24 protein-coding genes are annotated in these 25,712 nt (G+C 71.6%); 9 read left to right on the top strand and 15 right to left on the bottom strand.

The features are described from left to right. The first annotated feature begins 61 nt into the window (after positions 1 to 61). Positions 62 to 727: an aspartate/glutamate racemase family protein gene (locus TU31_RS24175; RefSeq protein ID WP_042158171.1), complete on the top strand. Its 666-nt coding sequence runs from the start codon at positions 62 to 64 to the stop codon at positions 725 to 727. On the opposite strand, the gene TU31_RS24170 is transcribed toward TU31_RS24175, so the two are convergent. Further along, on the bottom strand, positions 679 to 1,572 hold the full coding sequence (locus TU31_RS24170) for an RNA polymerase sigma-70 factor (RefSeq protein ID WP_042158170.1): 894 nt from the start codon (positions 1,570 to 1,572) through the stop codon (positions 679 to 681). The genes TU31_RS24175 and TU31_RS24170 overlap by 49 nt on opposite strands. Before the next feature lie 188 nt (positions 1,573 to 1,760). Between TU31_RS24170 and TU31_RS24165 the strand changes: the two genes are divergently transcribed. The 4 genes from TU31_RS24165 to TU31_RS24150 all read left to right on the top strand — a co-directional run bounded on the left by TU31_RS24165 (position 1,761) and on the right by TU31_RS24150 (position 7,668). Then, complete coding sequence (locus TU31_RS24165; RefSeq protein WP_042158168.1) at positions 1,761 to 2,591, top strand: alpha/beta fold hydrolase; 831 nt, start codon at positions 1,761 to 1,763, stop codon at positions 2,589 to 2,591. Positions 2,592 to 2,854: 263 nt separating this feature from the next. Continuing rightward, on the top strand, positions 2,855 to 4,429 hold the full coding sequence (locus TU31_RS24160) for an alkaline phosphatase D family protein (protein WP_042158167.1): 1,575 nt from the start codon (positions 2,855 to 2,857) through the stop codon (positions 4,427 to 4,429). A gap of 84 nt (positions 4,430 to 4,513) precedes the next feature. Then, positions 4,514 to 5,824: a GNAT family N-acetyltransferase gene (locus tag TU31_RS24155; protein WP_042158165.1), complete on the top strand. Its 1,311-nt coding sequence runs from the start codon at positions 4,514 to 4,516 to the stop codon at positions 5,822 to 5,824. A 149-nt stretch (positions 5,825 to 5,973) separates the two neighbouring features. Further along, the gene (locus tag TU31_RS24150; protein ID WP_042158889.1) at positions 5,974 to 7,668 is read left to right on the top strand and encodes a DUF885 domain-containing protein; all 1,695 of its coding nucleotides are present in this window, start codon (positions 5,974 to 5,976) and stop codon (positions 7,666 to 7,668) included. 120 nt (positions 7,669 to 7,788) lie between these two features. Here the strand turns inward: TU31_RS24150 and TU31_RS24145 are convergent, their stop codons facing one another. From TU31_RS24145 to TU31_RS24130, 4 genes are all read right to left on the bottom strand, one after another. After that, positions 7,789 to 8,655 carry an SDR family oxidoreductase gene (locus TU31_RS24145; protein WP_245698669.1) on the bottom strand — a complete coding sequence of 289 codons (867 nt, stop codon included), beginning with the start codon at positions 8,653 to 8,655 and terminating at the stop codon, positions 7,789 to 7,791. A gap of 111 nt (positions 8,656 to 8,766) precedes the next feature. Further along, entirely contained in the window at positions 8,767 to 12,036 is a 3,270-nt protein-coding gene (locus TU31_RS24140) for an AAA family ATPase (protein ID WP_042158163.1), read from the bottom strand. After that, positions 12,033 to 13,199 (bottom strand): exonuclease SbcCD subunit D, encoded by a 1,167-nt coding sequence (locus TU31_RS24135; RefSeq protein WP_042158162.1) that lies wholly within the window; start codon positions 13,197 to 13,199, stop codon positions 12,033 to 12,035. The genes TU31_RS24140 and TU31_RS24135 overlap by 4 nt, the downstream gene beginning before the upstream one ends. A 307-nt stretch (positions 13,200 to 13,506) precedes the next feature. Continuing rightward, the gene (locus TU31_RS24130) at positions 13,507 to 14,133 is read right to left on the bottom strand and encodes a YigZ family protein (RefSeq protein WP_042158161.1); all 627 of its coding nucleotides are present in this window, start codon (positions 14,131 to 14,133) and stop codon (positions 13,507 to 13,509) included. A 262-nt stretch (positions 14,134 to 14,395) separates the two neighbouring features. Between TU31_RS24130 and TU31_RS24125 the strand changes: the two genes are divergently transcribed. Together TU31_RS24125 and TU31_RS24120 are read left to right on the top strand one after the other, a co-directional pair. Beyond that, positions 14,396 to 15,178 (top strand): type VII secretion system-associated protein, encoded by a 783-nt coding sequence (locus TU31_RS24125; protein ID WP_052719031.1) that lies wholly within the window; start codon positions 14,396 to 14,398, stop codon positions 15,176 to 15,178. A 173-nt stretch (positions 15,179 to 15,351) separates the two neighbouring features. Beyond that, positions 15,352 to 15,759, top strand: a complete 408-nt coding sequence (locus tag TU31_RS24120; protein WP_042158160.1) for a CoA-binding protein — start codon at positions 15,352 to 15,354, stop codon at positions 15,757 to 15,759. A 76-nt stretch (positions 15,760 to 15,835) separates the two neighbouring features. On the opposite strand, the gene TU31_RS24115 is transcribed toward TU31_RS24120, so the two are convergent. Together TU31_RS24115 and TU31_RS24110 are read right to left on the bottom strand one after the other, a co-directional pair. Beyond that, positions 15,836 to 16,393, bottom strand: coding sequence for a YbaK/EbsC family protein (locus tag TU31_RS24115; protein ID WP_042158886.1), 558 nt, complete (start codon positions 16,391 to 16,393; stop codon positions 15,836 to 15,838). A 43-nt stretch (positions 16,394 to 16,436) separates the two neighbouring features. Then, positions 16,437 to 17,009 carry an XRE family transcriptional regulator gene (locus tag TU31_RS24110; RefSeq protein WP_042158159.1) on the bottom strand — a complete coding sequence of 191 codons (573 nt, stop codon included), beginning with the start codon at positions 17,007 to 17,009 and terminating at the stop codon, positions 16,437 to 16,439. A gap of 105 nt (positions 17,010 to 17,114) precedes the next feature. Here TU31_RS24110 and TU31_RS24105 point away from each other — a divergent pair, with 105 nt between their 5' ends. Continuing rightward, a complete protein-coding gene (locus TU31_RS24105) occupies positions 17,115 to 17,984 on the top strand; it encodes a DMT family transporter (protein WP_042158158.1) in 870 nt (289 codons plus the stop codon). A gap of 42 nt (positions 17,985 to 18,026) precedes the next feature. On the opposite strand, the gene TU31_RS24100 is transcribed toward TU31_RS24105, so the two are convergent. Further along, positions 18,027 to 18,791, bottom strand: coding sequence for an acyltransferase (locus tag TU31_RS24100; protein WP_042158157.1), 765 nt, complete (start codon positions 18,789 to 18,791; stop codon positions 18,027 to 18,029). A 139-nt stretch (positions 18,792 to 18,930) separates the two neighbouring features. Between TU31_RS24100 and TU31_RS24095 the strand changes: the two genes are divergently transcribed. Beyond that, a complete protein-coding gene (locus tag TU31_RS24095) occupies positions 18,931 to 19,470 on the top strand; it encodes a gamma carbonic anhydrase family protein (RefSeq protein WP_042158156.1) in 540 nt (179 codons plus the stop codon). A 77-nt stretch (positions 19,471 to 19,547) separates the two neighbouring features. Here the strand turns inward: TU31_RS24095 and TU31_RS24090 are convergent, their stop codons facing one another. The 7 genes from TU31_RS24090 to TU31_RS24060 all read right to left on the bottom strand — a co-directional run bounded on the left by TU31_RS24090 (position 19,548) and on the right by TU31_RS24060 (position 25,672). Further along, complete coding sequence (locus tag TU31_RS24090; protein ID WP_042158155.1) at positions 19,548 to 20,309, bottom strand: enoyl-CoA hydratase/isomerase family protein; 762 nt, start codon at positions 20,307 to 20,309, stop codon at positions 19,548 to 19,550. A gap of 52 nt (positions 20,310 to 20,361) precedes the next feature. Continuing rightward, complete coding sequence (locus TU31_RS24085; protein ID WP_042158153.1) at positions 20,362 to 21,615, bottom strand: cytochrome P450; 1,254 nt, start codon at positions 21,613 to 21,615, stop codon at positions 20,362 to 20,364. 103 nt (positions 21,616 to 21,718) lie between these two features. After that, the gene (locus TU31_RS24080; RefSeq protein ID WP_042158151.1) at positions 21,719 to 23,077 is read right to left on the bottom strand and encodes a cytochrome P450; all 1,359 of its coding nucleotides are present in this window, start codon (positions 23,075 to 23,077) and stop codon (positions 21,719 to 21,721) included. Between the two features lie 10 nt (positions 23,078 to 23,087). Then, entirely contained in the window at positions 23,088 to 23,678 is a 591-nt protein-coding gene (locus tag TU31_RS24075; RefSeq protein WP_042158150.1) for a GTP-binding protein, read from the bottom strand. Then, entirely contained in the window at positions 23,653 to 24,033 is a 381-nt protein-coding gene (locus TU31_RS24070; protein ID WP_042158149.1) for a DUF742 domain-containing protein, read from the bottom strand. Before TU31_RS24070 ends, TU31_RS24075 begins: the two co-directional genes overlap by 26 nt. Then, positions 24,030 to 24,443, bottom strand: a complete 414-nt coding sequence (locus TU31_RS24065; RefSeq protein WP_042158148.1) for a roadblock/LC7 domain-containing protein — start codon at positions 24,441 to 24,443, stop codon at positions 24,030 to 24,032. The genes TU31_RS24070 and TU31_RS24065 overlap by 4 nt, the downstream gene beginning before the upstream one ends. Continuing rightward, positions 24,440 to 25,672 carry an ATP-binding protein gene (locus TU31_RS24060; protein ID WP_042158147.1) on the bottom strand — a complete coding sequence of 411 codons (1,233 nt, stop codon included), beginning with the start codon at positions 25,670 to 25,672 and terminating at the stop codon, positions 24,440 to 24,442. Before TU31_RS24060 ends, TU31_RS24065 begins: the two co-directional genes overlap by 4 nt. Between the last annotated feature and the right edge of the window lie 40 nt (positions 25,673 to 25,712).

Below are 25,712 nucleotides of genomic sequence, written 5' to 3'. Positions count from 1 at the left end.
CACGCCCGAACGGGCCGTCCCGCCCACGCCCTCAGCGGGGCCGCTGGGTACCGTCTCCGTCATGCTCGCGCTGCTGCACACCTCGCCCGTCCACGTCCCGGTCTTCGACGCACTACGGGACGCGGAGACCCCCGGCCTGGCACTGCGTCACCTCGTACACCCTCAACTCCTCGCCCGGGCAAGGGAGCAGGGGCCGGAGGCCGTCTCGGCCGAGATCTCCGCCGTACTCGCAGACGCGGCTGGCCACGGGGCACGGGCCGTGCTCTGCACCTGCTCGACGATCGGTGCGGTGGCGGAGACGGCGGGCGCCGCGCTCGGCCTCCCCGCCCTCCGGGTGGACCGTCCGATGGCCGCGGCCGCGGTCGCCACCGGCCCGCGGATCGCCGTACTCGCCGCTCTGGAGAGCACCCTCGCCCCCACGGAAGCCCTGATCAACCACGAGGCGCTACGGGCCGGCCGCGCGGTCGGGGTGCGTAGCGTCCTGGTGCCCGGCGCCTGGGAGCGCTTCGAGAGCGGCGACACCGACGGTTATCTGTCGACGGTCGCCGCCGCGGTACGGGAGGTCCGGGACGCCGATGTGATCGTCCTGGCGCAGGCCTCCATGGCGCCGGCCGCCGAGGGACTCGACGGCGATGTCCCGGTGCTGTCGAGTCCGCGGCTCGGTCTGCTGGCCGCCGCTCAGCGGGCCGCGAGCGACTCCAGCTTCGCGGGGTTGCGGACGATGTAGACGGTCTTGATCTCGCCGTCCGCGATCCCGAGCTGGATGACGGTGTCCGGCACACCGTCGAGGAGCGCCAACACCGCGATCCCGCCGTTGAGTTCGAGGACGGAGAACTCCAGGCCGGCCGGCAGGGACTTGGTGACGCCGAAGAGGAAGCGGGCGACCTTGTCCGCGGACTCGATGATCCGCAGCGGGGCCTTGGCCTTCCCTCCGCTGTCCCCGACCAGCCGGGCGTCGGCCGCCAGCAGGCTCAGCAGCCCGTCCAGATCGTCGCCGGCCGCCGCGGCCAGGAACCGCTCGGTCAGCTCCCGCTGCCGGTCCGGATCGACCTCGTAGCGTGGTTTGCCCTCCTCCACATGCCGCCGGGCCCGGCCCGCCAGTTGCCGGACCGCCGCCTCACTGCGGTCGAGAGTGGTGGCGATCTCCGCGTACGGATAGCCGAAGGCCTCGCGCAGCACGAACACCGCGCGCTCCAGAGGGGAGAGTGACTCCAGGACGACGAGCACGGCGAGGGTGACCGACTCGGTGAACACCGCGCGCTCGGCGGTGTCCGGGGCGATGCCGCCGACGTCCGTCCGCAGCGGCTCCGGCAGCCAGGGCCCCACATAGGACTCGCGTCGTGACTGGACCTGACGCAGCCGGTCGATGGCCAGCCGGGTGGTGATCCGTACGAGAAAGGCGCGCGGTTCCCGTACCGCGGCACGGTCCGCGTCCGACCAGCGCAGCCAGGCGTCCTGGAGCACGTCCTCGGCATCGGCCACCCGGCCGAGCATCCGGTAGGCCACCCCGAAGAGTACGGAGCGGTGTTCCTCGAAAACGTCGGTGACCTCGGTCGTGGAATCCTTCAGCACCCCTCCATCCCACTCGGCCGCCCCGGCGTTGTCCAGCGAAAACGGTGGCGGGCCGGCGCGCGGACGCGTGGTGTGCGGCACACTGGCCCTCGCCCCGGCTGCCCCATACCGCTCAGTAGCCCCAGCTGGCATCGTGTCAGCGCACGCTCGCACCACCGGAAGTCCCGCACCCCCAGAGGAGTTCACCCATGGCCGCCCCGGTCTCCTTCGCCCGTATCACCCCCGCGGACCGGCCGCCGTTCACGGTCGCCTACGACCGCAAGGGCGCGGGCGAACCCATCGTCCTGCTGCACGGCATCGGCCACCATCTCCAGGCCTGGCGCCCGGTGTGCGACATCCTCGCCGCCTCTCATGAGGTCATCGCGCTCGATCTGCCGGGGTTCGGCGCCTCCCCCGCGCTGCCCGGCGGCTCCTCGTACGACCTGACGTCGGTCATCCCGCTGCTCACCGCGGCGTTCACCGAACTCGGCGTCGAGCGCCCGCATGTGGTGGGCAACTCGCTGGGCGGGCTGCTCGCGCTGGAGCTGGGCCGCACCGACGCCGTGCGGTCGGTCACCGCGCTCTCACCCGCCGGCTTCTGGACCCCGGCCGAGCGGCGGTACGCCTTCGGTGTGCTGCGCGGGATGTACGCCGGCGCCCAGGCGCTGCCCCAGCCGGTGGTGGAGTCGCTGGCCCGGAGCGCCCTCGGCCGCGCCTCGCTCACCGGCACCATCTACGCCCACCCCGGGCGCCGCTCGGCCGAGGCCGTCGTGGCGGAGACCCGGGCGCTGCGCGAGGCGCCCGGCTTCGCGCCGACGCTGGCGGCCGGCCGGGAGGTGCGGTTCACCTCCGATGTACCCGGCGTCCCGGTGACGATCGCCTGGGGCAGCCGCGACCGGCTGCTCCTCCCCCGCCAGGGCGTACGCGCCAAGCACACCATCCCGGGCGCCCGGCTCGTACGGCTGCCGGGTTGCGGGCATGTGCCGATGAACGACGATCCGGCGCTGGTGGCGCGGATCATCCTCGACACGGTGGGCTGAGCCCGCGGTGCCGTTCTCCCCGCGTCCACCCGTTCCGGTGCCTCGTATCGGGGACGTATGCACCACGTCAGCGTCCTGGCGATCGGACGGTGGTCTTGCGACCATGGCCCGGGTCCGCCGGTCGCGGGACCCGGGGCCGGCCGGGCGAACGGTGCACCGTGATCGACGAACGGGCCGGTGTTCACCGTCCGTTCGGCTGTGGGGCACCGGACAGCGATACGAACGGGCGGGCAGTGAAGTCGGGCGAGGCATGGAGGTTGGAGATGGCGCAGGGATCCGGCAGCGGCTTCGGACGGCGGTCGCTGCTGCGGGGTGCGGCGGCGGGTTCGGCGGCGCTGGCACTGCCCGCGCTCTCCTGCGCCGCACCGGCGCAGGCCCGCAGCGGGCGGCCGAGCGCCGACTGGGGCGTCCAGGTCGGGGATGTCACCACCTCCTCGGGCCTGGTGTGGGTGCGGTCCGACCGGCCGGCCCGGATGGTGGTGCAGACCGCGGCGACCGAGTCGTTCCGGCATGCCCGGTCCTGGCACGGCCCGGTGCTCGGGCCGGACACCGACTTCACCGGCGTGACCTCGCTGCACGGCCTGCCGTCCGGTGAGCAGGTCCACTACCGGGTGCTGCTCGCCGACCCGGATGACCCGCGGCGCACCGGTGAGCCGGTCTCCGGCACTTTCCGCACGGCACCCACGGGGCGTCGCACGGACCTCCGCTTCCACTGGTCGGGCGATCTGGCCGGGCAGGGCTGGGGCATCAATCCGGACCGCGGCGGCTACCGCATCTACGAGGACATGCGCCGCCGGAACCCGGACTTCTTCCTGTGCAGCGGCGACAACATCTACGCGGACAACCCGATCCCCGAGCGGGTGACACTGCCGGACGGCCGGATCTGGCGGAATGTGACGACCGAGGAGAAGTCCAAGGTCGCCGAGACGCTCGCGGAGTTCCGGGGCGCGTTCCGCTACAACCTGCTCGACGACAATCTGCGCCGCTTCAACGCGCAGGTGCCGACGATCACGCAGTGGGACGACCACGAGGTGCACAACAACTGGTACCCGGGGCAGCTGCTCGACGACGACCGGTACACGGAGAAGGCCACGGATGTGCTCTCCGCACGGTCGCTGCGCGCCTTCAGCGAGTATTTCCCGATCCGTACGCTCCGGCCCGACCGGGGCGGGCGGGTCTATCGCGTGGTGTCGCACGGCCCGTTGCTCGATGTGTTCGTGCTGGACATGCGCCGTTACCGGAACGCCAATTCGCCGGGCCGGCAGACCGACGACCCGCAGGGCATCCTCGGCGCGGAGCAGCTGCGCTGGCTCAAGCGGGAGCTTTCCCGGTCCCGCGCGGTGTGGAAGGTGATCGCCTCCGATATGCCGCTGGGGCTGGTCGTCCCGGACGGCAAGACGAACTTCGAGGCGGTGGCCCAGGGCGATCCGGGCGCTCCCCTGGGGCGTGAGCTACAGCTGGCCGAGCTGCTGCGGCACATCAAGCACGACCGGGTGACCGGCACCGTCTGGCTCACGACGGACGTCCACTACACCTCGGCACAGCACTACGCGCCGGAGCGGGCCGCGTTCAAGGACTTCGAGCCGTTCTGGGAGTTCGTGTCGGGTCCGCTCAACGCGGGCGGGTTCCAGGCGCTGAAGATGGACGGAACCTTCGGGCCCGAGCAACCGTTCATCAAGGCGCCGGACCGTGCCAACACCTCCCCCGCGGAGAGTCCGCAGTACTTCGGCGAGGTCGATATCGACGGGGGCAGCGGGGAGCTGACGGTGCGGCTGCGTCAGGAGGGTGGCCAGGTGTTGTTCAGCAAGGTGCTGCAACCAGGACGGGTAGGACAGTAGGGCCCAATGCGCCGATTGCGTCTTTTACCCGTCGGACACAAGGTGTTGGTGATCAGGCAACACCTGTCCGTCAGGCTTGTGTGCATGACTGAAGCATCCTTTGCCCCTTCCGCCCGCCGCCCGCACCGGCGGCGGGACGCCCTCCAGCCGGCCGGCCTCTTCGCGGCCGCCACGGCCGGCTTCCGCTTCTGGTGGTCACGACGCCACGAAAACGCGCCGCCGCCGACCGATACCGGCGCCGCGGCGCCGTCCTCCACCGACCGCGCCCCGGGGGCCGGCGGCCAGGAGACGGTGCTGTGGCGGATGCGGACCACGGTCCGGGACGAGCCGGGCAGCCTGGCCGCGCTGTGCACGGCGCTGGGTGCCCGCCGGGTGGACATCCTCAGCCTCCAGACCCATCCGCTCTCCGACGGCACGGTCGACGAGTTCCTGCTGCGCGCGCCCGATGCGCTGACCGCTGACGAGCTCACCCGTACGGTCGCCGGCGCGGGCGGCAGGCACAGCTGGCTGGAGCGGGCCGACGCACACGACCTCGTCGACGCGCCGACCCGGATGCTGGGCCTGGCGACCCGCACGGCCCTGGACTCCGCCGAACTCCCCCTCGCACTACGGCAGTTGCTGGGCCGCTGCACCATCCATTCGGTGCCCGCACGCTCCCTGCACGGGCACCCGCTCGCCGAGCAGGTCCCCACGGAGGGCGTGCTGGAGGAGCACCGCATGAAGTTCCGCGACCCCTCCGGGGGGTCGCTCACCATCGAAAGGCCGCAATTGCCGTTCACCCCCACCGAGTTCGCCCGGGTCCGGGCGCTGGTCGATCTGGATGCCCGGCTCGGCCAGCGGGTGCCGCCACGGCGTGATGTGCTGACGCTGCCGGAGGGCAACGAGATCACGGTCCGCCGCGCCGACACCTCCGACCTGTCCGCGGCCCGGGAGATGCACGACCGCTGCTCGTCGAAGACCCTGGGGCTGCGCTACCACGGCCCGGTCGGCGACGCGGACCGCTATCTGAGCCATCTGCTCAGCCCGCGGTTCGGCCGCACCCTGGCCGTGGAGACCGCCTCGGGCCGGCTGGTGGCGCTCGGCCATCTGCTGTGGGACGGCGACGAGACCGAGGTCGCCCTGCTGGTCGAGGACGCCTGGCAGCAGCGCGGTATCGGCGCCGAGCTGCTGCGGCGGCTGGTGGCGATGGCGGCCGAGACCGGCTGCGAGAGCGTGTACGCGATCACCCAGGCCTCGAACACCGGCATGGTGGCCGCGATGCGCGGCCTCGGGCTGCCGCTCGACTACCAGATCGAGGAAGGCACCCTGGTGATCACCGCCCGCCCGACGGGGCTGACCGCCCCACGGGAGCCGCGCGAGAGCATACGCATCCATGACGGCAGCGGGCGCCGCTGAGTCCCCGGGCCACCGGACACGGGACCCCGGCCGGCCGGGCGTACGGACGCCCGACCGGCCGCGGCAGCCGGCAAGGACGCCGAAAAGCGACAGCAACGTACAGCTTTTTGATGGTGACGCGGCGGGGCGATCCGTACGAGGATGGCCGTATGTCCAACACCACTACTTCCGGGGGCGGCCCGCTGCCCCGCGAGGTCGCCGACGCCTATGTCGACGCCCTCGTCGAACTGGACCCGATCACCGGCACCTTCCTCGGCGTCGCCGAGAGCTCCGACAAGCTCCCCGACTTCTCCCCGACGGGCCAGGAAGCGGTGGCCCAGCTCGCCCGGACGACCCTGGAGAAGCTCACCGAGGCCGAGGCCAGGCCGGGCGCGGACAGCGCCGCCGAGCAGGTCTGCGCCCGGCTGCTGCGCGAGCGGCTGACCGCCGAGCTGGCGGTTCACGAGGCGGGCGAGGGCCTGCGCACGGTCAGCAACCTCAGCTCGCCGCTGCACCACGTCCGTGAGGTCTTCACGGTCACCCCCGCCGAGTCCGACGAGGACTGGGCGGCGATCGGCCGGCGGCTGCGGGCCGTACCCGCCGCGCTGGAGGGCTACCGCTCCGCGCTGGACGCCGGCCGCAAGCAGAACCTGCCCGCGGGTCCGCTCCAAGTCCGCACCGTCATCGGCCAGTTGGACGAGTGGATCGGCACGGACCGCAGCTGGTTCGCCGAGTTCACCGACCCGGGCCCGGACGCCCTGCGCGTCGAGCTGACCGAGGCCGCCGAGGTGGCGACCGGCGCGCTGGTGGAGCTGCGCGACTGGTTCCGCGACACCTACGCCCCCGCCATCGAGGGCGCTCCGGACGTGGTGGGCCGGGAGCGCTACGCCCGCCTCGCGCGCTACTTCAACGGCGCCGACCTCGACGCGGACGAGGCGTATGCGTACGGCTGGTCCGAGTTCCACCGGCTGCTGGCCGAGATGGAGACCGAGGCCGAGAAGGTGCTGCCCGGCGCGAAGACGCCCTGGGAGGCGCTGGCCTGGTGCGATGAGCACGGCGAGGCGATCGAGGGCGTCGAGGAGACCCGCCAGTGGCTCCAGTCGCTCATGGACGAGGCCATCGACGCGCTCGACGGCACCCACTTCGAGCTGGCGGAGCGGGTGCGCCGGGTCGAGTCCCGGATCGCCCCGCCCGGTGGCGCCGCGGCCCCGTATTACACCCAGCCGTCGCTGGACTTCTCCCGCCCCGGCCGGACCTGGCTGCCGACGATGGGGGAGACCCGCTTCCCGGCGTACGACCTGGTCTCCACCTGGTACCACGAGGGGGTCCCCGGCCATCACCTCCAGCTGGCGCAGTGGGCCCATGTCGCCGACTCGCTCTCGCGGTACCAGACGACGGTGGGCATCGTCAGCGCCAACGCCGAGGGCTGGGCGCTGTACGCCGAGCGGCTCATGGACGAACTGGGCTTCCTGACCAACGCCGAACGCCGCCTGGGCTACCTGGACGCGCAGATGATGCGGGCCGTCCGGGTCATCATCGACATCGGGATGCATCTGGAGCTGGAGATCCCCGCGGACTCGCCGTTCCACCCGGGTGAGCGCTGGACGCCACAGCTGGCGCACGAGTTCTTCGCCCGGCACAGCAGCCGCCCGGCCGATTTCGTCGAGAGCGAGATCATCCGCTACCAGGGCATGGCCGGCCAGGCCATCGGCTACAAGCTCGGCGAGCGGGTGTGGCTGCAAGGCCGGGAGGCGGCCCGCGCCCGGCACGGCGCGGACTTCGACCTCAAGGCCTGGCACATGGCGGCGCTGTCGCAGGGTTCGCTGGGCCTGGACGATCTGCTGAGCGAGCTGTCGGCGCTCTGACCAGGTCTTCCGGGGGCGGCAGCCGGCCATGGCCAGTGATGGCCGGCCGCCGCCCCCGTCCGTGGGCCCGTCGGCATCACAGCGGGACGGAACGGGTGGGATGGCGGCGGTATCCGGGTGTCAACGACGGAAGCCGCCCTCGGAGTTGATGACCTGACCGGTGATCCAGCTCGCCTCGTCGGTCGCCAGCCAGGCGATCAAACGGGCCGGGTCGTCGGGCGTGCCCCACTGCCCGCCGGGGAAGCATCCGGCGACCCGCTCACGGAGCTCGCCGACCGCGTAACCGGTGTCCACGGGGCCCGGGTTGACGGTGTTCACGGTGACTCCGAGACCGGCGAACGTGGTGGCCAGGCTTCGGGTCGCCGAGGCCAGCGCCCCCTTGGCCAGACCGTAGGCGATCTCTTCCGGCATCCCGTCACCGAGGTCCTGGCCGGAGGTCATCAGCACGATCCGCCCGCCCGGCAGCCCCGCGGGGCGACGGCGGGCGTAGGCCTGCGCGAGCAGGATCACCGAGCGGGTGTTGACCGCCCAGTGGGCGTCGAGCATCGCCGCGTCGATGGTGTCGAGGGCGCCGTCGCCACTGCTGAGGGCATGGTTGGCGACGAGGATGTCCAGCCGGCCGCCGAGCGCCTCGGCGGCGGTGTCGAGGAGGCGGGCGGGGGCGTCGGATTGCGACAGATCCGCCGGTCCGTGGGCCACCACCGCGCCGGGGGCGGCGAGTTCGCGCACCCCGTCGGCGACCGCGTCCGGGCCGCCCGGGTCCGCTCCCCACGGCTGGCCGGCATCGTGCGGCACATGATGGTGCAGATAGACGCCGGCCCCGTAGGCGGCCAGGCGCCGGGCGACGGCGTAACCGATGCCACGGCGCCGGCTCGCTCCGGTGACCAGGGCGGTACGGCCGAGGAGCGGCAACGGGTCGCGGTGAGGTGCGGCGGCCCCGGTGGCGGGCCGGAGGCCTTCGGCGGAGCTGCTCTTGTCGTAGGTCATGACACCCCACCCTCGCCGCCGCCGGCCGGGGCGTCACCCGCTTTTCGGGGGCGGTGACCGGCGGCCCGTGACGGGCGGCCCGCGACCGGCAGCCGGTGACGGCCCCCGGGCTCAGCTCCGTACGCGGTGCCGGACCGTCGAGCCCGACCGGTCCTTGACGACCTCCAGCTGGGCGGGGATCCGTGCCTTGAGGTCGGCGACATGGCTGACGATGCCGACGCTGCGGTCCCGTTCGCGCAGCGAGTCCAGCACGTCCAGCACCTCGTCCAGGGTCTGTTCGTCCAGGCTGCCGAAGCCCTCGTCGATGAAGAGGGTGTCCAGTCGTGTGCCGCCCGCCTCGTCGGTGACGACATCGGCGAGGCCGAGCGCCAGCGCGAGCGAGGCGAAGAAGGTCTCGCCGCCGGAGAGGCTGGAGGTGTCCCGCTGATGACCGGTCCAGGCGTCGATGACATGCAGCCCCAGGCCGGAACGCCGGGCGCCGCCGGCCCGTTCGTCGGAGTGGACGAGGGTGTAGCGGCCGGCGGACATCCGGTGCAGCCGGGCACTGGCGGCCGCCGCGACCTGTTCGAGCCGGGCGGCGAGCACATACGACTCCAGGCGCATCCGCCGCTCGTTCTCGCTGGACGTGCCCGAGGCGAGTGCGGCCAGGCGGGCGATGCGGTCGTAGGCGGCGCGCAGCGGTGCCAGCGTGCGGGCGTCGGCCTCGGCGCGGGCGGACAGCCGGTCGAGCTCGGTGCAGCGTTCCCGGGCCGCGGCATGCGTGGCCGAGGCGGTGCGCAGCCGGGCTGCCGCGGCCTGGTGCGCGGACTGTGCGGCGGCCGGGTCGGCGGGCGGCAGCGCCGCCGCGGCAGCGGTTTCCGGTTCGGCCAACTCGGCTTCCACGGCGGCGGATTCGGCCTGCCACTCATCGAGCCGTCGCTGGAGTGCCCGCCAGGCGTCGTCCTGGAGCAGCGCCTCCGCGGCGGCCCGCGGGGTGTCGAATCCGGCGCGGCAGGCGGCGTCGGACAGCCCGGCTTCGGCCTCCTTGAGCCGCTGGGCACAGGAGTGGGCCGTACGGGACGCCTCCGCCGCCGCGGCCAGCAGGGCCACTTGGCGCTCCAGCCGGGCGGCCCGGTCGGCGACGCTCGGGCTGTCGCCGCGCGCGCGGGTCAGCTCCTCTTCCAGGGTGGCCCGTTCGCGGTCCAGCGCCTCCCGGTGGGAGGTACGGGCGGCGGCCCGGCGCTCGGTCTGCTGCTGCTCGGCGCGACGCCGTTCGTATTCGCGCTCGGCGCGTGCGAGCGCCTCGCGGGCGGCATGGAGGTCGGCCCCCTGCGCATGGGCGTCGGCGTATGCGGCGCGCAACTCCGCGACCTCCGCGGCGAGTTCGTCCGCCGGAGTATCCCCGACCGTGGCCGCCGCGGCGGCCAGCGCCTCCTTGGCCGACTGGCAGCGGGCCTCCGTCTGCTGCCGGGCGTCCTCGGTCTGCCGGTACGCGGTCAGCGCGGCTTCCTCGGCCGCCCGGTCGACATGGCCCGCACCGGCCCGGGCCGGCCGGGGGTGCTCGGTCGCACCGCACACCGCGCAGGGCTCGCCGTCACGCAGTCCGTCCGCGAGCTCGGCGGCGATCCCGCGCAGCCTGCGGTCCTTGAGGTCGAGCCAGTGCTCGTGAGCCGCCGCGGACCGCTCTCTGGCGGCGAGCAACTCCGCTTCCGCCGACCGCACCTCTTCGCTGAGACGGTCGCGGCGGCGGGCGGCTTCCCAGCGCTCGGTGGCCGGTTCGATCCGGGCGCCGAGCTGTTCGGCCCGGGTGGTGGCCTCCTGTGCCGTCTCGATGCGCTGCTGATGGGCACGCTGGGCGTCGTCCCACGCGGCGAGCCACTCGGCGGCGTCCAGCAGCGTCTGTTCGTCGGCGCGCGTCTCGCGGTCGAGGGCGGCGCGCTCCCGGCCGATGTCGGCGGCCCGCCGCTCGGCCCGCCGGGCCGCGCCGAGCGATCCCAGATCTTCCCGCAACTCCCTTTCCAGCGCGGCTAGTCGATCGCTCTCCGCATCGGCGAGATCCGGCGGCAGCGGGATCCGGCGCTGCCGCTCGGCACGCTGGGCGGCGTCCAGCTCACGCCAGGCGGCGTCGCGCAGCGCGAGCGCGGGCGCGACCTCCGCGGCCGCACGGGCCCGCTCCAGCCTCTCGCGGGTGTGCGCACGCTCCTCGGCATGGGCCTCCAGCCGGGCGGCCCGCCGCCGGGCGTCCGCGTACCGCTGCTGGAGCCGGTCGCGTTCACGGGCCTCTTCCCAGCTCTCTGCCGCCATCCGCTCGGCGGCCTCGGCGGCGTGCAGCGCGGAGTCCGCGACCGTCAGCCGTTCCCGTGTGCTCACCCGGGCGACCGCCGCTCTGACCAGCACCGCGTCCGCGAAGCCCGGCTCGCCGGGGCCCGGTGCGGCCGGATCCTCCGTGGCGCCAGCACGGGACGATGCGGCCGGTCCGCCGGGCTCCACGGCCCCGGCCTGCCCCGGTACGGTCGCCCGCTTCGTGGCCGTCGCCGTCGCCCGCCCGCGCCCGCCGGCAGCCGCCGCGCCACGTCCGCGCGCCGGTGCGCCCTGCTGCGCCGCCCCGGCCCGGTCCGGCGCCGGGACCGACGGATCGGTGAGGTCGGCGCTCTCCCCGGCCGCCTGCGCCATCCGGTGCGCCAGCGCCAGCAGCCGTTCGTCACCGGCCGTGACGGTGTCCGCGGCGGCCTTGCGGCGCGCGGTCAACTGCTCTTCGAGCGCGGCGAACCGCCGGGTGTCGAAGAGCCGCCCCAGCAGCCGGGCACGCGCCTCGGCATCGGCCCGCAGAAAGCGCGCGAAGTCGCCCTGCGGCAGCAGCACCACCTGGCAGAACTGCTCCTTGCTCATACCGAGCAGCTGGCCGATCTCCTCACCGATCTCCTGATGCGAGCGGCTCAGCGCCTTCCAGTGGCCGACGCCCCCGGGCTCGTCGCCGCGTCCCGGCCCGCCATCACCCTCCGGCCCGTCGCCGTCCGCCGGTCCCCCGGCCCCGGCCGGCACGAACTCCCGCAGCCTGCTCTGCGCCTTCTCCTTCGTCGTGCCGCTGCCCCGCTTCTTGGGGCGTGGCTGCTCGGGCAGCCGGGTGATCTCCAACCGCCGTTCGCCCACGGTCAGTTCGAGCACGACCTCGGTGAGCGTCAGCGGGTCCGCCAGATCGCTGCGCAGTGCCTGGCCGCTCTGCCGCGCCCCGGGAACCGACCCGTACAGCGCGAAGCACACCGCGTCCAGGACCGAGGTCTTGCCCGCACCCGTCGCGCCGTGCAGCAGAAAGAGACCGTCCCTCGTCAGCCGGTCGAAGTCGATGGTCTGGGTGCCGCCGAACGGCCCGAAGGCGGTGACGGAGAGCCGGTGCAGTCTCAACGCGCCACCTCGGCCGCCATGTCGTCGACGCGTACCTCGTCGATCGCCGAACGCAGTTCGGCCCGCTCCTGCTCATCGGCCGCGCGGCCGGACCGTACGTGTTCCACGAAGTCCTCGGCGATCTCCTGGTCGCTGCGTCCGCGCAGCCGCTGCGCGTACGACGCCAGCGAGCGGGTGGGCCCGTCGTCGGGGTCGAAGACCAGGCTGACGAGGTGCGGGAAGCGTTTGAGCAGCCGGGCCATGGGCTCATGCGGGCGAGCGGGGTCGGTGAGGGTCGCCTCGACCCAGGAGTCCTCGTGCCGGGCCGGTCCGGGGTCTTCCAGCAGCTGCTCCAGCCGTCCGCGGATACGGGCCAGCGGCCGCGGCACCGGGCAGTCCACCCGCTCCGCGTGCACGGCGCCGTCCGCGTCGAGATCGACGAGCCATGACGACTTGCGGTGCTCGGCCTCGGAGAAGGAGTAGGCGAGTGGAGAGCCGGAGTAGCGGACCCGCTCGGTGAGGGTCTGGCAGCCGTGCAGATGCCCGAGGGCGGCATAGTCCACCCCGTCGAAGACGGCCACCGGGACCGAGGCGACCCCGCCGACGGTGATATCGCGCTCACTGTCGCTGACCGCGCCGCCGGTGACGAAGGCATGCGCCAGCACCACGGAACGCGTCCCCGCGGGCCGCCCGGCGAGATCGGCCCGTACCCGCTCCATGGCCGCGCCGAGCACCTCCGCATGGTCGGCACGCCGCGCCCCGAGGGTGTCGCGGACCATGGCGGGTTCGAGATACGGGAGTCCGTAGAGCGCCACCGGACCATGGGCATCGGCGAGCAGCACGGGGGTGCCGCAGTCGGCCGGGTCGGTCCGCAGGTGGATTCCGGCCCGCTCCATCAGCCCGGAGCCGACGCCCAGCCGGCGGGCCGAGTCATGGTTGCCGGAGATCATCACCGTCGGGACACCGAGCCCGGCGAGCCGGTGCAGGGCGTCGTCGAACAGCTCGACGGCGGCGAGCGGCGGCACGGCACGGTCGTAGACATCGCCCGCGACCAGCACCGCGTCGACCTCCCGGGCACGCACCGTCTCGACGAGATGATCGAGGAACGCGCGCTGGGCGGAGAGCAGATTCACCCGGTGAAAGGACCGCCCGAGATGCCAGTCGGAGGTGTGCAGAAATCTCACCCAGCCACTCCGACCTGCATATTTCCCCTCCGAGAGCCCACGAACCGGCACCCTGCCACCACGGCCCGGGCCACCGGCTCCCACCACGGCGACCACTGTCCGCGCCCCGTTCCTTGCGGGCCTCATTCTTGCATCCGTGGCCGGTGCAGGTGTCCGCAGTTGCCCGGCCGTTCAGGCGAACAGAAGCAGCCTCGGCTTGCCGGTGCGGTACCGGAACGCCTGCCGCGGAGGGACCCACCGCCGGTGCCGGGCGGCGACGCGACCGGCCACCGTCGAAAAACGGCAACTGCGCGCCAGGCCCGCCCGGTCAGAGCTCCCCATAAGCCTCGCCGCCGAGCTCCAGCCGCGCCGTACCGGCCGTGGTGTCCGCCAGCCAGGCGCGGAAGGTGTCCAGATCGGCCTCCGGCAGCCCGATCTCCAGGCGCACCTCCGCCCCGTACGTCACCTCACGCACCGCCCGCCCCGTGGTGCGCAGGTCGTTCTCCACCCGGCCGGCCCGCTGGTGGTCGACGGTGACCGTCACCAGCCGGAAGCGCTGCCGGGTGACCGTGCCCAGCGTGTCGAGCGCCTCGCCGACGACGCCCCCGTAGGCGCGGATGAGGCCGCCGGCGCCGAGTTTGACGCCGCCGAAGTAGCGGGTGACGACGGCGACGACATAGCGGACCTCGCGGCGCACCAGCATCTGAAGCATCGGCACGCCCGCGGTACCGCCCGGCTCGCCGTCGTCGCTCGCCTTCTGGATACCGCCGTCGGCGCCCAGGACGTAGGCGAAGCAGTGGTGGCGGGCGGTGGGGTGCTCCTTGCGGATGCGCGCGATGAAGTCCTGGGCCTCGGCCTCGGTCGCGACGGGCGCGAGCGCGCAGAGGAAGCGGGACTTGTTGATCTCGATCTCGTGGACACCCTCGCGCGCGAGCGTGCGGTACTGCTCCTGCATCGGGCCAGCCTATGCGGCGCCGGCGACCTCGGGCACCGGCCGGTCCCGGTGGTCCGCGCCGCGCGGGGGTGTCCGCCGTAAGGGCGCGGGGGTCCGCCGTACGGGCGCAGTGCGCACGGCCACGCGGCGTACCCGCCCCGTCCGCACGGTGCGTCGGGGAGACGTCCGCGCTGCCCGTGGGCACTGTGAGGGCGGTGCGAGAGCCTCGTGTTTCCGGGGCCCCGCTCGTACAGGTAGGAACGGCGGGTTTGCGGAGGGCTGCATGGAAGAGAGCACACAGTCGGCGATGACGGCGGGCGTTCCGGTAACGGGCGAGGAGATGCCCGAGCCCCCGCCGGAGGTCATCGAGGCGGCGCGCACGGCGCCCGACCACTGGCTGGCCATGGTGGATCTGACCTGGCGGGGAGAGGGGCCGCCACCGCTGTGGGCGCTGATCGGCCAGTGGCGGTCGGGTCCGACGGGCGAGATCGAGGAGTGGCGGGACAATCCGGAGTACCGGCCGTCGCCCCAGATGCTGGACTGGTCCGAGCCGACGGACGCGGTCGACGGCGCACTCCAGCTCGCCGCGACCGGCTACGGGCCGGGGCAGGACGTCTCGGAGGCGCTGGCGCGCGCGGAGGTCTCCGTCCTGGTGACCGCGACCGGTACGCCACTGGCCGCCGCCTCGCCCGAGGGCACCCCGGTGATCCCTGTCTATACCTCGCAGAGCTACCTCGAATCGGTGGGCCGGCTGCTGTACGACCGCCGGCCGGTGGCCGAGCTCGTCGAGCAGCTGCCGCCGGGGCACGCCCTGTACCTCAACCCGACCGGGCCGGTGAGCATGCTGGTGGACACCGAGGAGCTGCGCGCGGCGCTGGCCGGGGTGACCGGGACGGAATCCCGGGAACCGGCCGCGCCCGTGGCACCGCGTCCGGGGACCGGGGCCGGCGGCGCCGAGCCCGTCGGCAGCGGCCGGGGCATCGGCAAACCGGCCCGTGCCGCGAAGGGCAGCACCGTGGTGGGGGCCGGGATGGCCGGCAGCGGAATGGCCCGCGGCGCGAACTGAACCACCGCGCAGAAGACCCGCCCCGCCCGTCTTCCCCTTCGGGCGGGGCGTCTGCCGTACGGCGCGCACCGGCTGCCGTCACCCCGCGCAGGGGTCGCCCTCCGCGACGGGAATCTCCGGGTCACGCCGTCCGTTGAGCGGCACAGGACCCTTCCATCCGCAGGAGGCAGTGCGTGTACGGCGACCCCGGTACGATCCGCAGAATCCTGACCGAGCTCGGCGACACCTGGGCGGTCGTGGGCTTGTCCAACAACGAGCAGCGCCCGGCGCACGGCGTCGCGGAGGTGCTCCAGCGCTACGGCAAGCGGGTCGTGCCGGTGCATCCGAAGGCCGAGCGCGTCCATGGCGAGCAGGGGTACCCCTCGCTCTCCGCGATCCCCTTCCCGGTCGATGTGGTCGATGTCTTCGTCAACAGCGAGCTGGCGGGCCCGGTCGCCGATGAGGCCGTGACGGTCGGGGCGAAGGCCGTCTGGTTCCAGCTCGGGGTGGTCGACGAGGCGGCCTGGGACCGGGTGCGCGACTCGGGTCTCGACATGGTGATGGACCGCTGTCCGGCGATCGAGCTGCCCCGTCTGGGCTGAGCGGTGGGCGGCGGGCGTCCGTACGGGAGCGTGACGCGAGCCGCCGTTCCGCGCGGACCGGCCGGGCGCGCAGCCCTCAGGCGATCCCCAGCCCCTCCAACACCGTCGCGCCCGGCAGTTCGGCCAGGGCCTTGCCGGGGACGATGAGCTTGCCGCGGCGGCTGCCGCTGCCGATCAGGGCGTAGGGGGTGTCGACGACGGCGGCGTCCACGAACAGCGGCCAGTCGGCGGGCAGGCCGATCGGGGTGATGCCGCCATACTCCATCCCGCTGTCGCCGACGGCCTTGTCCATCGGCGCGAACGACGCCTTGCGAGCGCCCAGTTGACGGCGTACCACCCCGTTGACGTCGACGCGGGTGTGCGAGAGGACGACACAGGCGGCCAGGGTGGTCTCGCCGCCGCGCTTGCCGGCCACCACCACACAGTTCGCCGACTGTTCCAGGAGCCAGGGGCCGTAGCGCTCGACGAGCGGCGCGGTGTCGGCGATCGCCGGATCCGTGTCGACGTGGCGCAGCTCCTCGACGGGCACGGAGCCGCCCCAGGCACGGATCGCGGCGGCCACCGGCTCGGGCAGCAGGTCCAGGCACTCGACGGCGGGCCGGACCTCGTCAAAAGCATCCATCGGGACGGGCATGCCCGCCAAGCTAACAGCCGGGACGGCCCGGCGGCGGGCCGTCTCAGCGTACGGGCGGGATGATCACCGACATGGTCATCTCGACCGGTTCCGTGCCGTCGTTGCGGTAGCCGTGCGCGACCTTGGCCTCGAAGGTCGCCGAGGCACCGGCGGGCACCTCGTGCTCCTCGCCGTCCACGACCAGCGTCAGCGTGCCGGCCCGGACATGCAGCAGTTCGACGGTGCCGGGCGGATGCGGATCGGAGGTGCTGCCGTCGCCGGGCATCAGCCGCCAGTCCCACAGTTCGTAGGGGCCGGGTGCCTCAGCGCCTACCAGGAGCGAGGTGAAACTGCCGGCGTCGGTGGACCAGAGCCGGACCGCCTCCTGAGGGGTCACGATGCGTACCTGCGGGCCCTGTTCGTAGTCAAGGAGCGTGGTGATGCTGACGCCGAGCGCGTCGGCGATCTTGACAGTGGTCCCCACGCTGGGGTTCGTACGGGCCTGCTCAATCTGGATGATCATGCCGCGGCTGACACCGGCGCGGGCCGCCAGCGCATCGAGGGTGAAGCCGCGCTCGGCGCGCCAGTGCTTGAGATTGCGGGCGAGCGACTGCGTGAGCTGGTCGAGATCCGTCACGGTCCGTCCAAGTCGAGGCCAATATATTCGATACCCCAGTACAGTCTGCTGCACTACGGTGTGCTGTACTTCAGCGTCCGGTTCACTGTACTGCGAGGTTTCACCATGACAGCGGTCTTCGCCCTGGCCACCAGCCTGCTGTGGGGGCTCGCCGACTTCGGCGGCGGACTGCTCACCCGACGCCTCCAGGCGCTGACCGTAGTGGTGGTCTCCCAGGCCCTGGCCGCCGTCGTGCTGGGCGCCATCGTGCTGGCCACCGGCGGCTGGCGGGAGGCCGGGCCGCAGCTGTGGTTCGCGGTCGGAGCGGGTGTCGTCGGCCCCACCGCCATGCTCTGCTTCTACCGCGCGCTGGCGCTCGGCCCGATGGGCGTGGTCTCCCCGCTCGCCTCGTTCGGCACCGTGCTCGTCCCGCTCGGCGTCGGGATCGTGGCAGGTGAGCGGCCGGGGCTGCTCCAGGTCACCGGCATGCTGGTGGCCGTGGTCGGTGTCGTGCTGGCCGGCGGCCCGCGGATCAGCGGCGCCTCGGTGGCCCGGCGGACGATCGCACTGACGGTGATCTCGGCGCTCGGCTTCGGCGCGGTGATGGCGCTGATCTCGGAGGCGTCAACGACCGTGACCGGGCTCTTTCTCGCCCTGTTCGTCCAGCGGCTGTGCAATGTCGCGGTCGGCGGCGTCGCGCTGTACGCGTCGGTGCGGCGCGGCACCCCGGCCCTGCCCGAGGGCGGGCTGCCGGCCCTCCGGGACGCGCTGCCCGCACTCGGCTTCGTCGGTATCGCCGATGTCGCCGCGAACGGCACCTACGCCCTCGCCGCGCAGAGCGGACCGGTCACCATCGCCGCGGTGCTCGCCTCCCTCTACCCGGTCGTCACCACGCTCGCCGCACTCGGCATCCTCAAGGAGCGGCTGCGGGCCGTCCAGACGGCCGGCGCCTCCCTCGCCCTGGTCGGCTCGGCCCTGCTCGCCTCCGGCGGCTGACCACATCGGGGCCGTCGGCGCTCCGCCGCGCCTGACGCCGGATCAGGACGACTCGTACGCCTCGCCGGACTGCGCCGCCTGCCACTCCTCCAGCGCGACCAGCTGCTCCGGGGTGACGCCCTCGGGGATCGGCACCGGCGCCGGTGTGCGCAGCGGCGGCTGCCAGCCCTGCCGCGGGTCCCAGCGCCGGACGATCCGGGCGGGCGCGCCGGCGACCACCGCGTGGTCGGGGACCTCACCACGCACCACCGCCCCGGCCGCGACCACCACATTCCGGCCCAGCCGCGCCCCGGGCAGGATCACCGCACCGGTCCCGATCCAGCCGCCGGGGCCGATGGCGACCGGGTCACTGCGCGGCCACTGCTTGCCGACCGGCACCTCGGGGTCGTCATAACTGTGGTTGGTGGTGGTCACATAGACGCCGGGACCGAAGAAGCAGTCATCGCCGATCGTCAGCCGGACATCGGCGATCACATGGCTGCCGCGGCCCAGCACCACACCGTTTCCCAGTGTGAGGATCGGCTCCGCACCGAGATCGAGGTCCGGCATCATGCCCGCCGTCAGCGTCACGTCCTGGGCGATGATGCAGTGGTCGCCGAGCTCGATCCACGGGTCACCGAAGACCGTGCCCTGCGGGTAGGCGAGCCGGGTGCCGGTGCCGATCCGGCGGAAGCGGTACGGGCCCGGGCGCTCGGCCGTCACGGCCGCGGCCTCGCGCACCCAGCGCGCGCCACGGTGGACGGCGCGCGACACGGCCCGGCGCCGCCAGGCCGCGACAGACGAGAACACGTTCTGGTTTATCGGCACTCGGACACCGTACTCAGCCCGCGGCCGGACGGCCCCGCCACGGGCTGTGATCTTCGCCCCACCGGCGTCCGGCACCGCCCGCAGCCGCCCGTCGTCTACGGTGCTGTCGGCGCGGCGCAGAACGACGAGGAGGTCCAGGATGACGGCACGGGCGTTGATTTCACCGGTGGGCGGCAAGGAGCCGAAGATCGATCAGAAGGCGTTCACCGCCCCCACGTCCGTCGTGCTCGGCGAGGTCACGATGGCTCCGGGCACCAGCGTCTGGTACCACACGGTGCTGCGGGCTGACTGCGGTCCGATCGCGCTCGGCGCCGACAGCAACATCCAGGACAACTGCACGGTCCATGTCGATCCCGGCTTCCCGGTGACCGTCGGCGCACGGGTCTCGGTCGGGCACAACGCGGTGCTGCACGGCTGCACGGTCGAGGACGATGTCCTGATCGGGATGGGTGCCACGGTGCTGAACGGCGCGCACATCGGCGCCGGCTCGCTGGTCGCCGCACAGGCGCTGGTCCCCCAGGGCATGCAGGTCCCGCCCGGTTCGCTGGTCGCCGGGGTGCCGGCGAAGGTCAAGCGGCAGCTGACCGACGAGGAGCGCGAGACCATCAAGCTCAACGCGGCCATGTATCTGGAGTTGGCGGCACAGCACCGGGAAGCGGTCGCGGGCGCCGGGGACTGATCCGGCCTACGGGGACGGCGCGGGGTCCGGACGCCGCGGCGCGGGCCGTGGGACGGGCCCGCGCCGCGGCCGGCGGCTCAGCGCCGGGTGGAGGCGGCGACGGTCAGCGCGGAGGACAGCAGCTCGGCGTCGAACAGGGTGGCGTCCGCGAGGCGGTTGACGTTGGCGTAGGCGTTCAGCATCAGCTTCGCGGTCCGCAGAGCCGAGGGGGACCGGCGGACCAGCGGCTTGATCCACTGCGTGACGGCACGGTCGAGCTGCTCCTCCGGGACGACCTTGTGCAGGATGGACAGCTCCTGCGCGGTCGTGGCGTCGAAGTTGTCGGCGGTCAATATCAGCTCACGGATCCTCGCCGCGCCCACCTCGTGCAGCAGCCGCGGCATGATCCCGCCCCAGGCGGGCGGCACCCCCAGCCCCAGCTCCGGCAGCCGGAAGCGGCAGGTGTCCGCGCCGACCCGCAGATCGCAGAAGACCGCCAGCCCCACGCCGGCCCCGACCACCCCGCCGTGCAGCCGCGCGATGGTCACCGCGTCGGTGCTCGCCAGGGCATCGCACACCCGGCGCGCCTTGTTCCCGAGGGCGCGCAGCCCCACCCCGCTGGGGTCCTCGGCGAGCAGAGCGGGGAATTCCGCGCGGTCACCGCCCAGACAGAAGTCCTCGCCCGCGCCGGAGAAGACCAGGACCCTGATACCGGAGTCGTCGTCCAGGGCGCCCAGTACGGTGAGAAGCTCGTCGAGCATCTCACCGCAGATGGCGTTACCTGTCTCGGCGCTGTTCAACTGCACCGTGAGGACGGGCCCTTCCTGTGTCACGAGGAGGGACTTGAAGTCGTGGATCATGGTGTTCCTTGTTTCGTTGTTCCGCTGTGCGGGAGACCGGTGCCCGCCGATGTCAGCCACGGACAACCGGAAGTGTGATCATGCGGCGGAAGGCCACCCGGGGCTCCCAGAGGGGCGGGGCGCCGATCCGCAGCCCCGGCAGCCGCTCCAGCAGCGCGGTGAGCAGGCAGTCCGCCTCCATACGGGCCAGCGCGTTGCCCAGGCAGAAGTGAATCCCCCCGCCGAAGCTGAGATGGGACGCCCGACGGCGGATGTCAAAGTCCTCCGGGGCGGCGTAGTGGTTCGGGTCGTGATGGGCGGCACCGACCATGAGCTGCACCATCTCGTTCTTGCGGACGGTCACCCCGGCGAGTTCGGTGTCCTCGGGAGCCACCCGGCTGATCATGTGGATCGGGGCGTCGTAGCGGAGCACCTCGTCGACCGCGTCCGGTATCTGCTCGGGGTGGACCCGCAGCCAGTTCAGCTGGCGGGGGTGCTCCAGGAGCAGCCGGACCGCGCTGGACAGGACATGTGCGGTCGTCTCCAGTGCCGCCAGGACCATGAACAGCGTGAGGGCGTAGACCGCCTCGCCGGCGGCTTCCCGGTCGGGCTCCTGTGCGTCCCAGACGCGCAGCCATGACGAGACCGGATCATTGCCCGGTTTTCGCCTTCGTTCACTCACCAAGGCAGTGAAATACTCCCGCAATTGGCGAGTCGATTCATCAGAGAGCGCGAGTTGACTCGGCGTCGGAAACAATTCCTGGGTGTACACCTGGTCATGGGTGAGCGAACGCAGCAGCGCATAGTCGGCGGGCGGGATTTTCAGCCATTCACCGATGGTGATCACCGGAAGTTCTTCACTGACCAGGGCGCAGAAATCGGCCGGGCCGTACGCGAGTTCTTCTTCGAAACGGTCGAGCAGCCGGCTCGTCGTCTGCTCGACCGAACTCTTCATGTCGGCCAGGGATTTACGGTCGAAAACGTTGCCCAACGAGCGCCGCACCTGTGTGTGGTGCGGTGGGTTGAGCATCGGCAGGGTGTCACCCATCTGGCGTGACGCAGAGGCGTTCCAGCGGGCCGCATCGTCCTGGCGGGCCCGCCAGGCGCTGTCCGGGACCCGCCAGGATCTACTTCGCAAAAGCTGATGACACAGCCCGTACGAGGTCGCCAAGTAGCCTCCCCAGGGCGCCTGAACGATATCCCCCATCGCCCTGAGTTTCGCGTACAACGGCAATGAATTCGACTGGCCATCGGCCGTGCGCAGACGGGAAAAAAGCGAAACCACACTGCGTCGGTCAATGGGGGCAGCGGCCAGGGCGGGCTGCAAGGCGACACCTTCTTTCGGAAGATCACTCAATAAGTCGCCTGCCCTGCATACCCCTACTGCCGAACGTTCATGCGACGCACGGACATTCAAGCTGTCGTGAACATCACACCCGCCACCAGCTGAGGAATCCGCTCCACCAGCTTCCCTTTTGCGGCTTGTTCTGCTGCCCCCGGTTGCGGGCATCCCCGCCCGGACCGGCCGCCGCGCCGGGCTGCTGGCCCCGCCGCTCGCTGCGTACGGGGGTGAAGCGCGCGGGCAGCGCGTTGAGCGCCCGGTGGAACGGACCGGGCCGCCAGGTCAGCGTCTCGGCCGGCACGCCCAGCTCGATGTCGGGCAGCGTGTTCAGCAGCTTCTCGATCGCCCGTATGGAGATCAGCAGCGCGGGATCCTTCGCCGGGCAGGCATGCGGCCCGGCTCCCCAGGCCAGATGGGCCCGCTTGCTGAACGTCTGCCGGGTCGCGGACAGGCTGGGGTCCCCGTTGGCCGCCGCGAAGCTGACCAGCACCGGGGTTCCGGCTGCCAGCTTGTTCCCGGAGAGCTCCACCTCGTGCACGGGGTAGTGGGTCGCGTAGTTGGCGATCGGCGGGCTGTTCCACAGCACCTCGTTGATGGCGTCCTCGACGAGGAGATCGCCACCGCCGCCGGCGAACTGCTCGTCGGACAGCAGCAGCCGCAGCGCGTTGGCGATGAGGTTCTGCACCGGCTCGGTGCCGGCCCCGATGAGCAGGGCGAGCTGATGGACCATCTCCTCGTCGGTCAGCCGCGACGGGTGCTGCATCAGCCACGAGGTGATGTCCTCACCCGGCGTGACGCGCTTCAGGGCCACCAGCTCGAACAGGGCGCCCGCCATGACCTCGTTGGCCCGCTCCGCATCGACCCCGTCGAAGAGGTTGGAGATGGCACTGATCAGCCGGTCGCCGATCTCCGCCGGGCAGCCGAAGAGATCGTTGAAGACCAGCAGCGGCAGCAGCTGCGCATAGTCGCTGATCAGATCGGCCTTGCCCCGGGCACTGAACTGGTCGGTGAGGTACGCCGCGACGCGGTCGACATGCCTGCTCACCCGGTGCATGTCCAGACGTCCGAAGCTCTCCGTCACTGCCTGACGCAGCCTCAGATGCTCCGCACCGTCCGAGAACATGCAATTCGGCCGGTACATCATCATCGGCAGCACGGGGCTGTCCAGCGGAACACGCCCCTCGTTCAGCGCGCGCCAGCGGCGGGAATCCCGCGCGAACGTGTCCGGGTTCTGAAGGACATGGAGCGCCGTGGCGTACTCCGTGACGAGTTCGGCCTCCACTCCGGGAGCCAGCTCGACGGGCGCGGTGGGTCCGTACTGCCGCAGCATGTCGTAGAAGGCTTCCGGCGCCGCGGCGAACTCCGGCCCGTGCAGGGGCGCCCTTTCGCCGCCGGCGTGTGCGGGGCAGCCGGGCGGCGGGCTCTGGAATTCCGAGTGAGATTGCATGCCTGAACTCCTAGTTGAGGCGGGACTGGAGATATCGGACGAGTGCGATCAGTGAATCGGCCGAGGAACGTTGGTCCCGTGCGTCACAACTGACCACAGGCGTCTCGGGAAGCAGGTCCAGAGCCTCCCGGATCTCGTCGAGCGAGTGCGCAGGCGTCCCGTCGAAGCGGTTCACGGCGATGGCGTAGGGGATTCCGTAGTGTTCCACCAGGTCCATGACAGGGAACGACTCGTCGAGCCGCTGGGGGTCGACCAGGACCAGCGCCCCGAGCGCACCACGCGTCATGTCCTCCCACACCTGAACGAAGCGCTGCTGGCCGGGTGTTCCGAACAGGTAGAGGACCAGCTTCTCGCTGAGCGTGAGCCGGCCGAAGTCCATGGCGACCGTGGTGGTGGTCTTATCGGGCGCGCCTTTCGGGTCGTCAATTCCGGCGCCCGCCTGGGTCATTATCTCTTCGGTCCGCAGCGGCGGAATCTCGGACATGGTGCCGATGAATGTCGTCTTCCCCACGGCGAAGTGTCCGACCACGAGGATCTTTGCCGCGGTCTGCACTGAATTGCGCAGGTACACGCCGTCATCCAAAGCGAGCCTGGAGCCCATTCAGCACCTCCTCTAGGATTTGCCGGTCGACAAGCTGAGCGGTAGGTATGGGCGCGCGGGAGAAGAGATATCCCTCGCGCGCGAGATCGGACACCAGAATCTTGACGACGCCCACCGGCAGCCGGGTGTGCCCGGCTATCTCGGCGATCGAGAGGAAACCCCCCGAACACAGCTCCAGCAGGCTGAGCTTCTCCGGATCGAGGGGTTTCGTGCGCGGTGGATCCGCGTGCACGGTGACCAGGGTGATCAGCGAGAAGTCACTGCCGTCAAGAAGATCGCGGCCGTTGGTGATGACGTACGGCCGTACTAATTCCGCTGCTTCGTGTTCCAGCTCCGGCTCGTCGTCAGTGGTCATGGCTGGATATCAGCCCTCTCACGAGGCGGACTGGTCAGTGCCTTACCGAGCTGGCCCACCAGCTGTTGCATACGGAACGTGATCTCTGCCATGTCGACATCGGGCGACGCCGAAACCGCGAGATAGGCGCCTTCGCCGGCCGAGATCAGAAAGACCCAGCCATGGTCGAACTCGACGAGTGTCTGCCGCCATTGCGGCCGGTTGGCAGGCGCACCGCCGTGGCAGAAGTCGGCGACCGTACGGCTCAGCGACTGCATTCCGCTCATGGCCGCGGCGACGGTATCGGCGTGGTCCCGGCCGACGTCCTTCGAACGGGCCATGAGCAGACCGTCCGCGGAGACGAGGATGGCATGCTGCGCTTCCGGCAATTCCAGAGCACTGTCAAGCATCCACGACAGATCGTAGTTCACTGAACCTCAGGCCCTTCACTGCTTGCATTGGTGGAACGTCGGCCGGACTGCGTGCCGCGCTGGAATGCGCCCATGACGGACGCCGCTTTTGCGCTGTCACGCACCGGGGTTTCCGTGCTCTCGGATTCGGTCGGCACGATGGAAATCGCCCCGCGGCGGCGGCGCTTCGGCAGACCGCCGGCCGTGGTCTCGGGGACCGGACGGGCACCGGACGGCTGTCCCAGCGGCGACGGGCCGGGAGCCGGAGGGCCGGCCGGCGGGTATCCGGGCGCGGCCGGCGCCGGGGTGCCATGGGCCGGGTGACCAGGGGCGTTCTCAGGCGGCAACGGAGCGGACGCGGCCACGGCAGGGCTCTCCTCGGGCTCGTGCAGAGACGTCAGTAGATCGTCGGGGAGCAGGACGACCGCGCGCACGCCACCGTAGGGAGAGGTCGAATCCACCGATACGCTGAAGCCGTAGCGGGCGGCGAGCACACCCATGACCGTGAATCCGAACTGCGGCGGGTTACCGAGGCTGGAGACACTGGCCGCATTCTCGCTCGACAGCAGCTGAGCGGCCCGTGCCTTCTCCTCCTCGTTCATACCGACACCGGCGTCGTCGACGATGATGCAGACGCCCTTGGGCACCGGCCGGATATTGATCTCGATCATCGTTTCCGGCGCCGAATAGCTGGTGGCGTTGTCCAGCAGTTCGGCAAGCACCAGCGCAACCGGTTCCACCGCGCGGCTCACGATGGCGAAATTACTCTGGGACCGGATCTCGACGCGGGTGAAATGGCGAATACGGCCCTTGGCGCTGCGGACCACATCGTAGAGCGAGGCATTGTGCCGGCGCCGGCCGAGCCAGCCGTCACAGAGCACGGCGATGGACTGGGCACGTCGCGCGAACTGCGAGTTCATGTGGTCGATGTCGAGCAGATCCTGAAGGATCTTGTGCTCGCCATAGGTTTCCTGGAGCTTGGAAATCGCCAGCTGCTGTTCGCTGGCCAGCCCCTGGAGGGTCCGCATGGCGGCCTTCAGGGTCGTCTTGGTTGCCTCTTCGGCCCGGTCCTTGGCCTCTTCGACGGCCTCCGTGTAGTGATCTTCAAGATTGGCGTAGTGCTGCTTGAGCTCGGCCTTTTCTTTTCGAAGATCCGCGATCTTCATTCTGCCGCGAATAACCGCGGTTGCAGCAACAGGGGTACCAGCGATCAATCCCCAGAAAGCTGGATCCTGGAAATATTGCGTCATAAGACTCTCTTCGGACGACGGAGCCACCAGGTGTCGTATG

The sequence above is a fragment of the Streptomyces lydicamycinicus genome, from assembly GCF_000829715.2.
GTDB classification, from domain to species: domain Bacteria; phylum Actinomycetota; class Actinomycetes; order Streptomycetales; family Streptomycetaceae; genus Streptomyces; species Streptomyces lydicamycinicus.
The sequence above is the reverse complement of the archived record's forward strand: the minus strand, read 5'-3'. Positions and strand labels throughout refer to the sequence as shown.

What these genes read in the sequence shown, in the direction of transcription:
- TU31_RS24175 (WP_042158171.1), top strand. Translation starts at nt 62, where the DNA reads ATGCTCGCGCTGCTGCACACCTCGCCCGTCCACGTCCCGGTCTTCGAC.
- TU31_RS24165 (WP_042158168.1), top strand. Translation starts at nt 1,761, where the DNA reads ATGGCCGCCCCGGTCTCCTTCGCCCGTATCACCCCCGCGGACCGGCCG.
- TU31_RS24160 (WP_042158167.1), top strand. Translation starts at nt 2,855, where the DNA reads ATGGCGCAGGGATCCGGCAGCGGCTTCGGACGGCGGTCGCTGCTGCGG.
- TU31_RS24155 (WP_042158165.1), top strand. Translation starts at nt 4,514, where the DNA reads ATGACTGAAGCATCCTTTGCCCCTTCCGCCCGCCGCCCGCACCGGCGG.
- TU31_RS24150 (WP_042158889.1), top strand. Translation starts at nt 5,974, where the DNA reads ATGTCCAACACCACTACTTCCGGGGGCGGCCCGCTGCCCCGCGAGGTC.
- TU31_RS24145 (WP_245698669.1), bottom strand. Translation starts at nt 8,655, where the DNA reads ATGACCTACGACAAGAGCAGCTCCGCCGAAGGCCTCCGGCCCGCCACC.
- TU31_RS24130 (WP_042158161.1), bottom strand. Translation starts at nt 14,133, where the DNA reads ATGCAGGAGCAGTACCGCACGCTCGCGCGCGAGGGTGTCCACGAGATC.
- TU31_RS24125 (WP_052719031.1), top strand. Translation starts at nt 14,396, where the DNA reads ATGGAAGAGAGCACACAGTCGGCGATGACGGCGGGCGTTCCGGTAACG.
- TU31_RS24115 (WP_042158886.1), bottom strand. Translation starts at nt 16,393, where the DNA reads ATGCCCGTCCCGATGGATGCTTTTGACGAGGTCCGGCCCGCCGTCGAG.
- TU31_RS24105 (WP_042158158.1), top strand. Translation starts at nt 17,115, where the DNA reads ATGACAGCGGTCTTCGCCCTGGCCACCAGCCTGCTGTGGGGGCTCGCC.
- TU31_RS24095 (WP_042158156.1), top strand. Translation starts at nt 18,931, where the DNA reads ATGACGGCACGGGCGTTGATTTCACCGGTGGGCGGCAAGGAGCCGAAG.
- TU31_RS24090 (WP_042158155.1), bottom strand. Translation starts at nt 20,309, where the DNA reads ATGATCCACGACTTCAAGTCCCTCCTCGTGACACAGGAAGGGCCCGTC.
- TU31_RS24080 (WP_042158151.1), bottom strand. Translation starts at nt 23,077, where the DNA reads ATGCAATCTCACTCGGAATTCCAGAGCCCGCCGCCCGGCTGCCCCGCA.
- TU31_RS24075 (WP_042158150.1), bottom strand. Translation starts at nt 23,678, where the DNA reads ATGGGCTCCAGGCTCGCTTTGGATGACGGCGTGTACCTGCGCAATTCA.
- TU31_RS24070 (WP_042158149.1), bottom strand. Translation starts at nt 24,033, where the DNA reads ATGACCACTGACGACGAGCCGGAGCTGGAACACGAAGCAGCGGAATTA.
- TU31_RS24060 (WP_042158147.1), bottom strand. Translation starts at nt 25,672, where the DNA reads ATGACGCAATATTTCCAGGATCCAGCTTTCTGGGGATTGATCGCTGGT.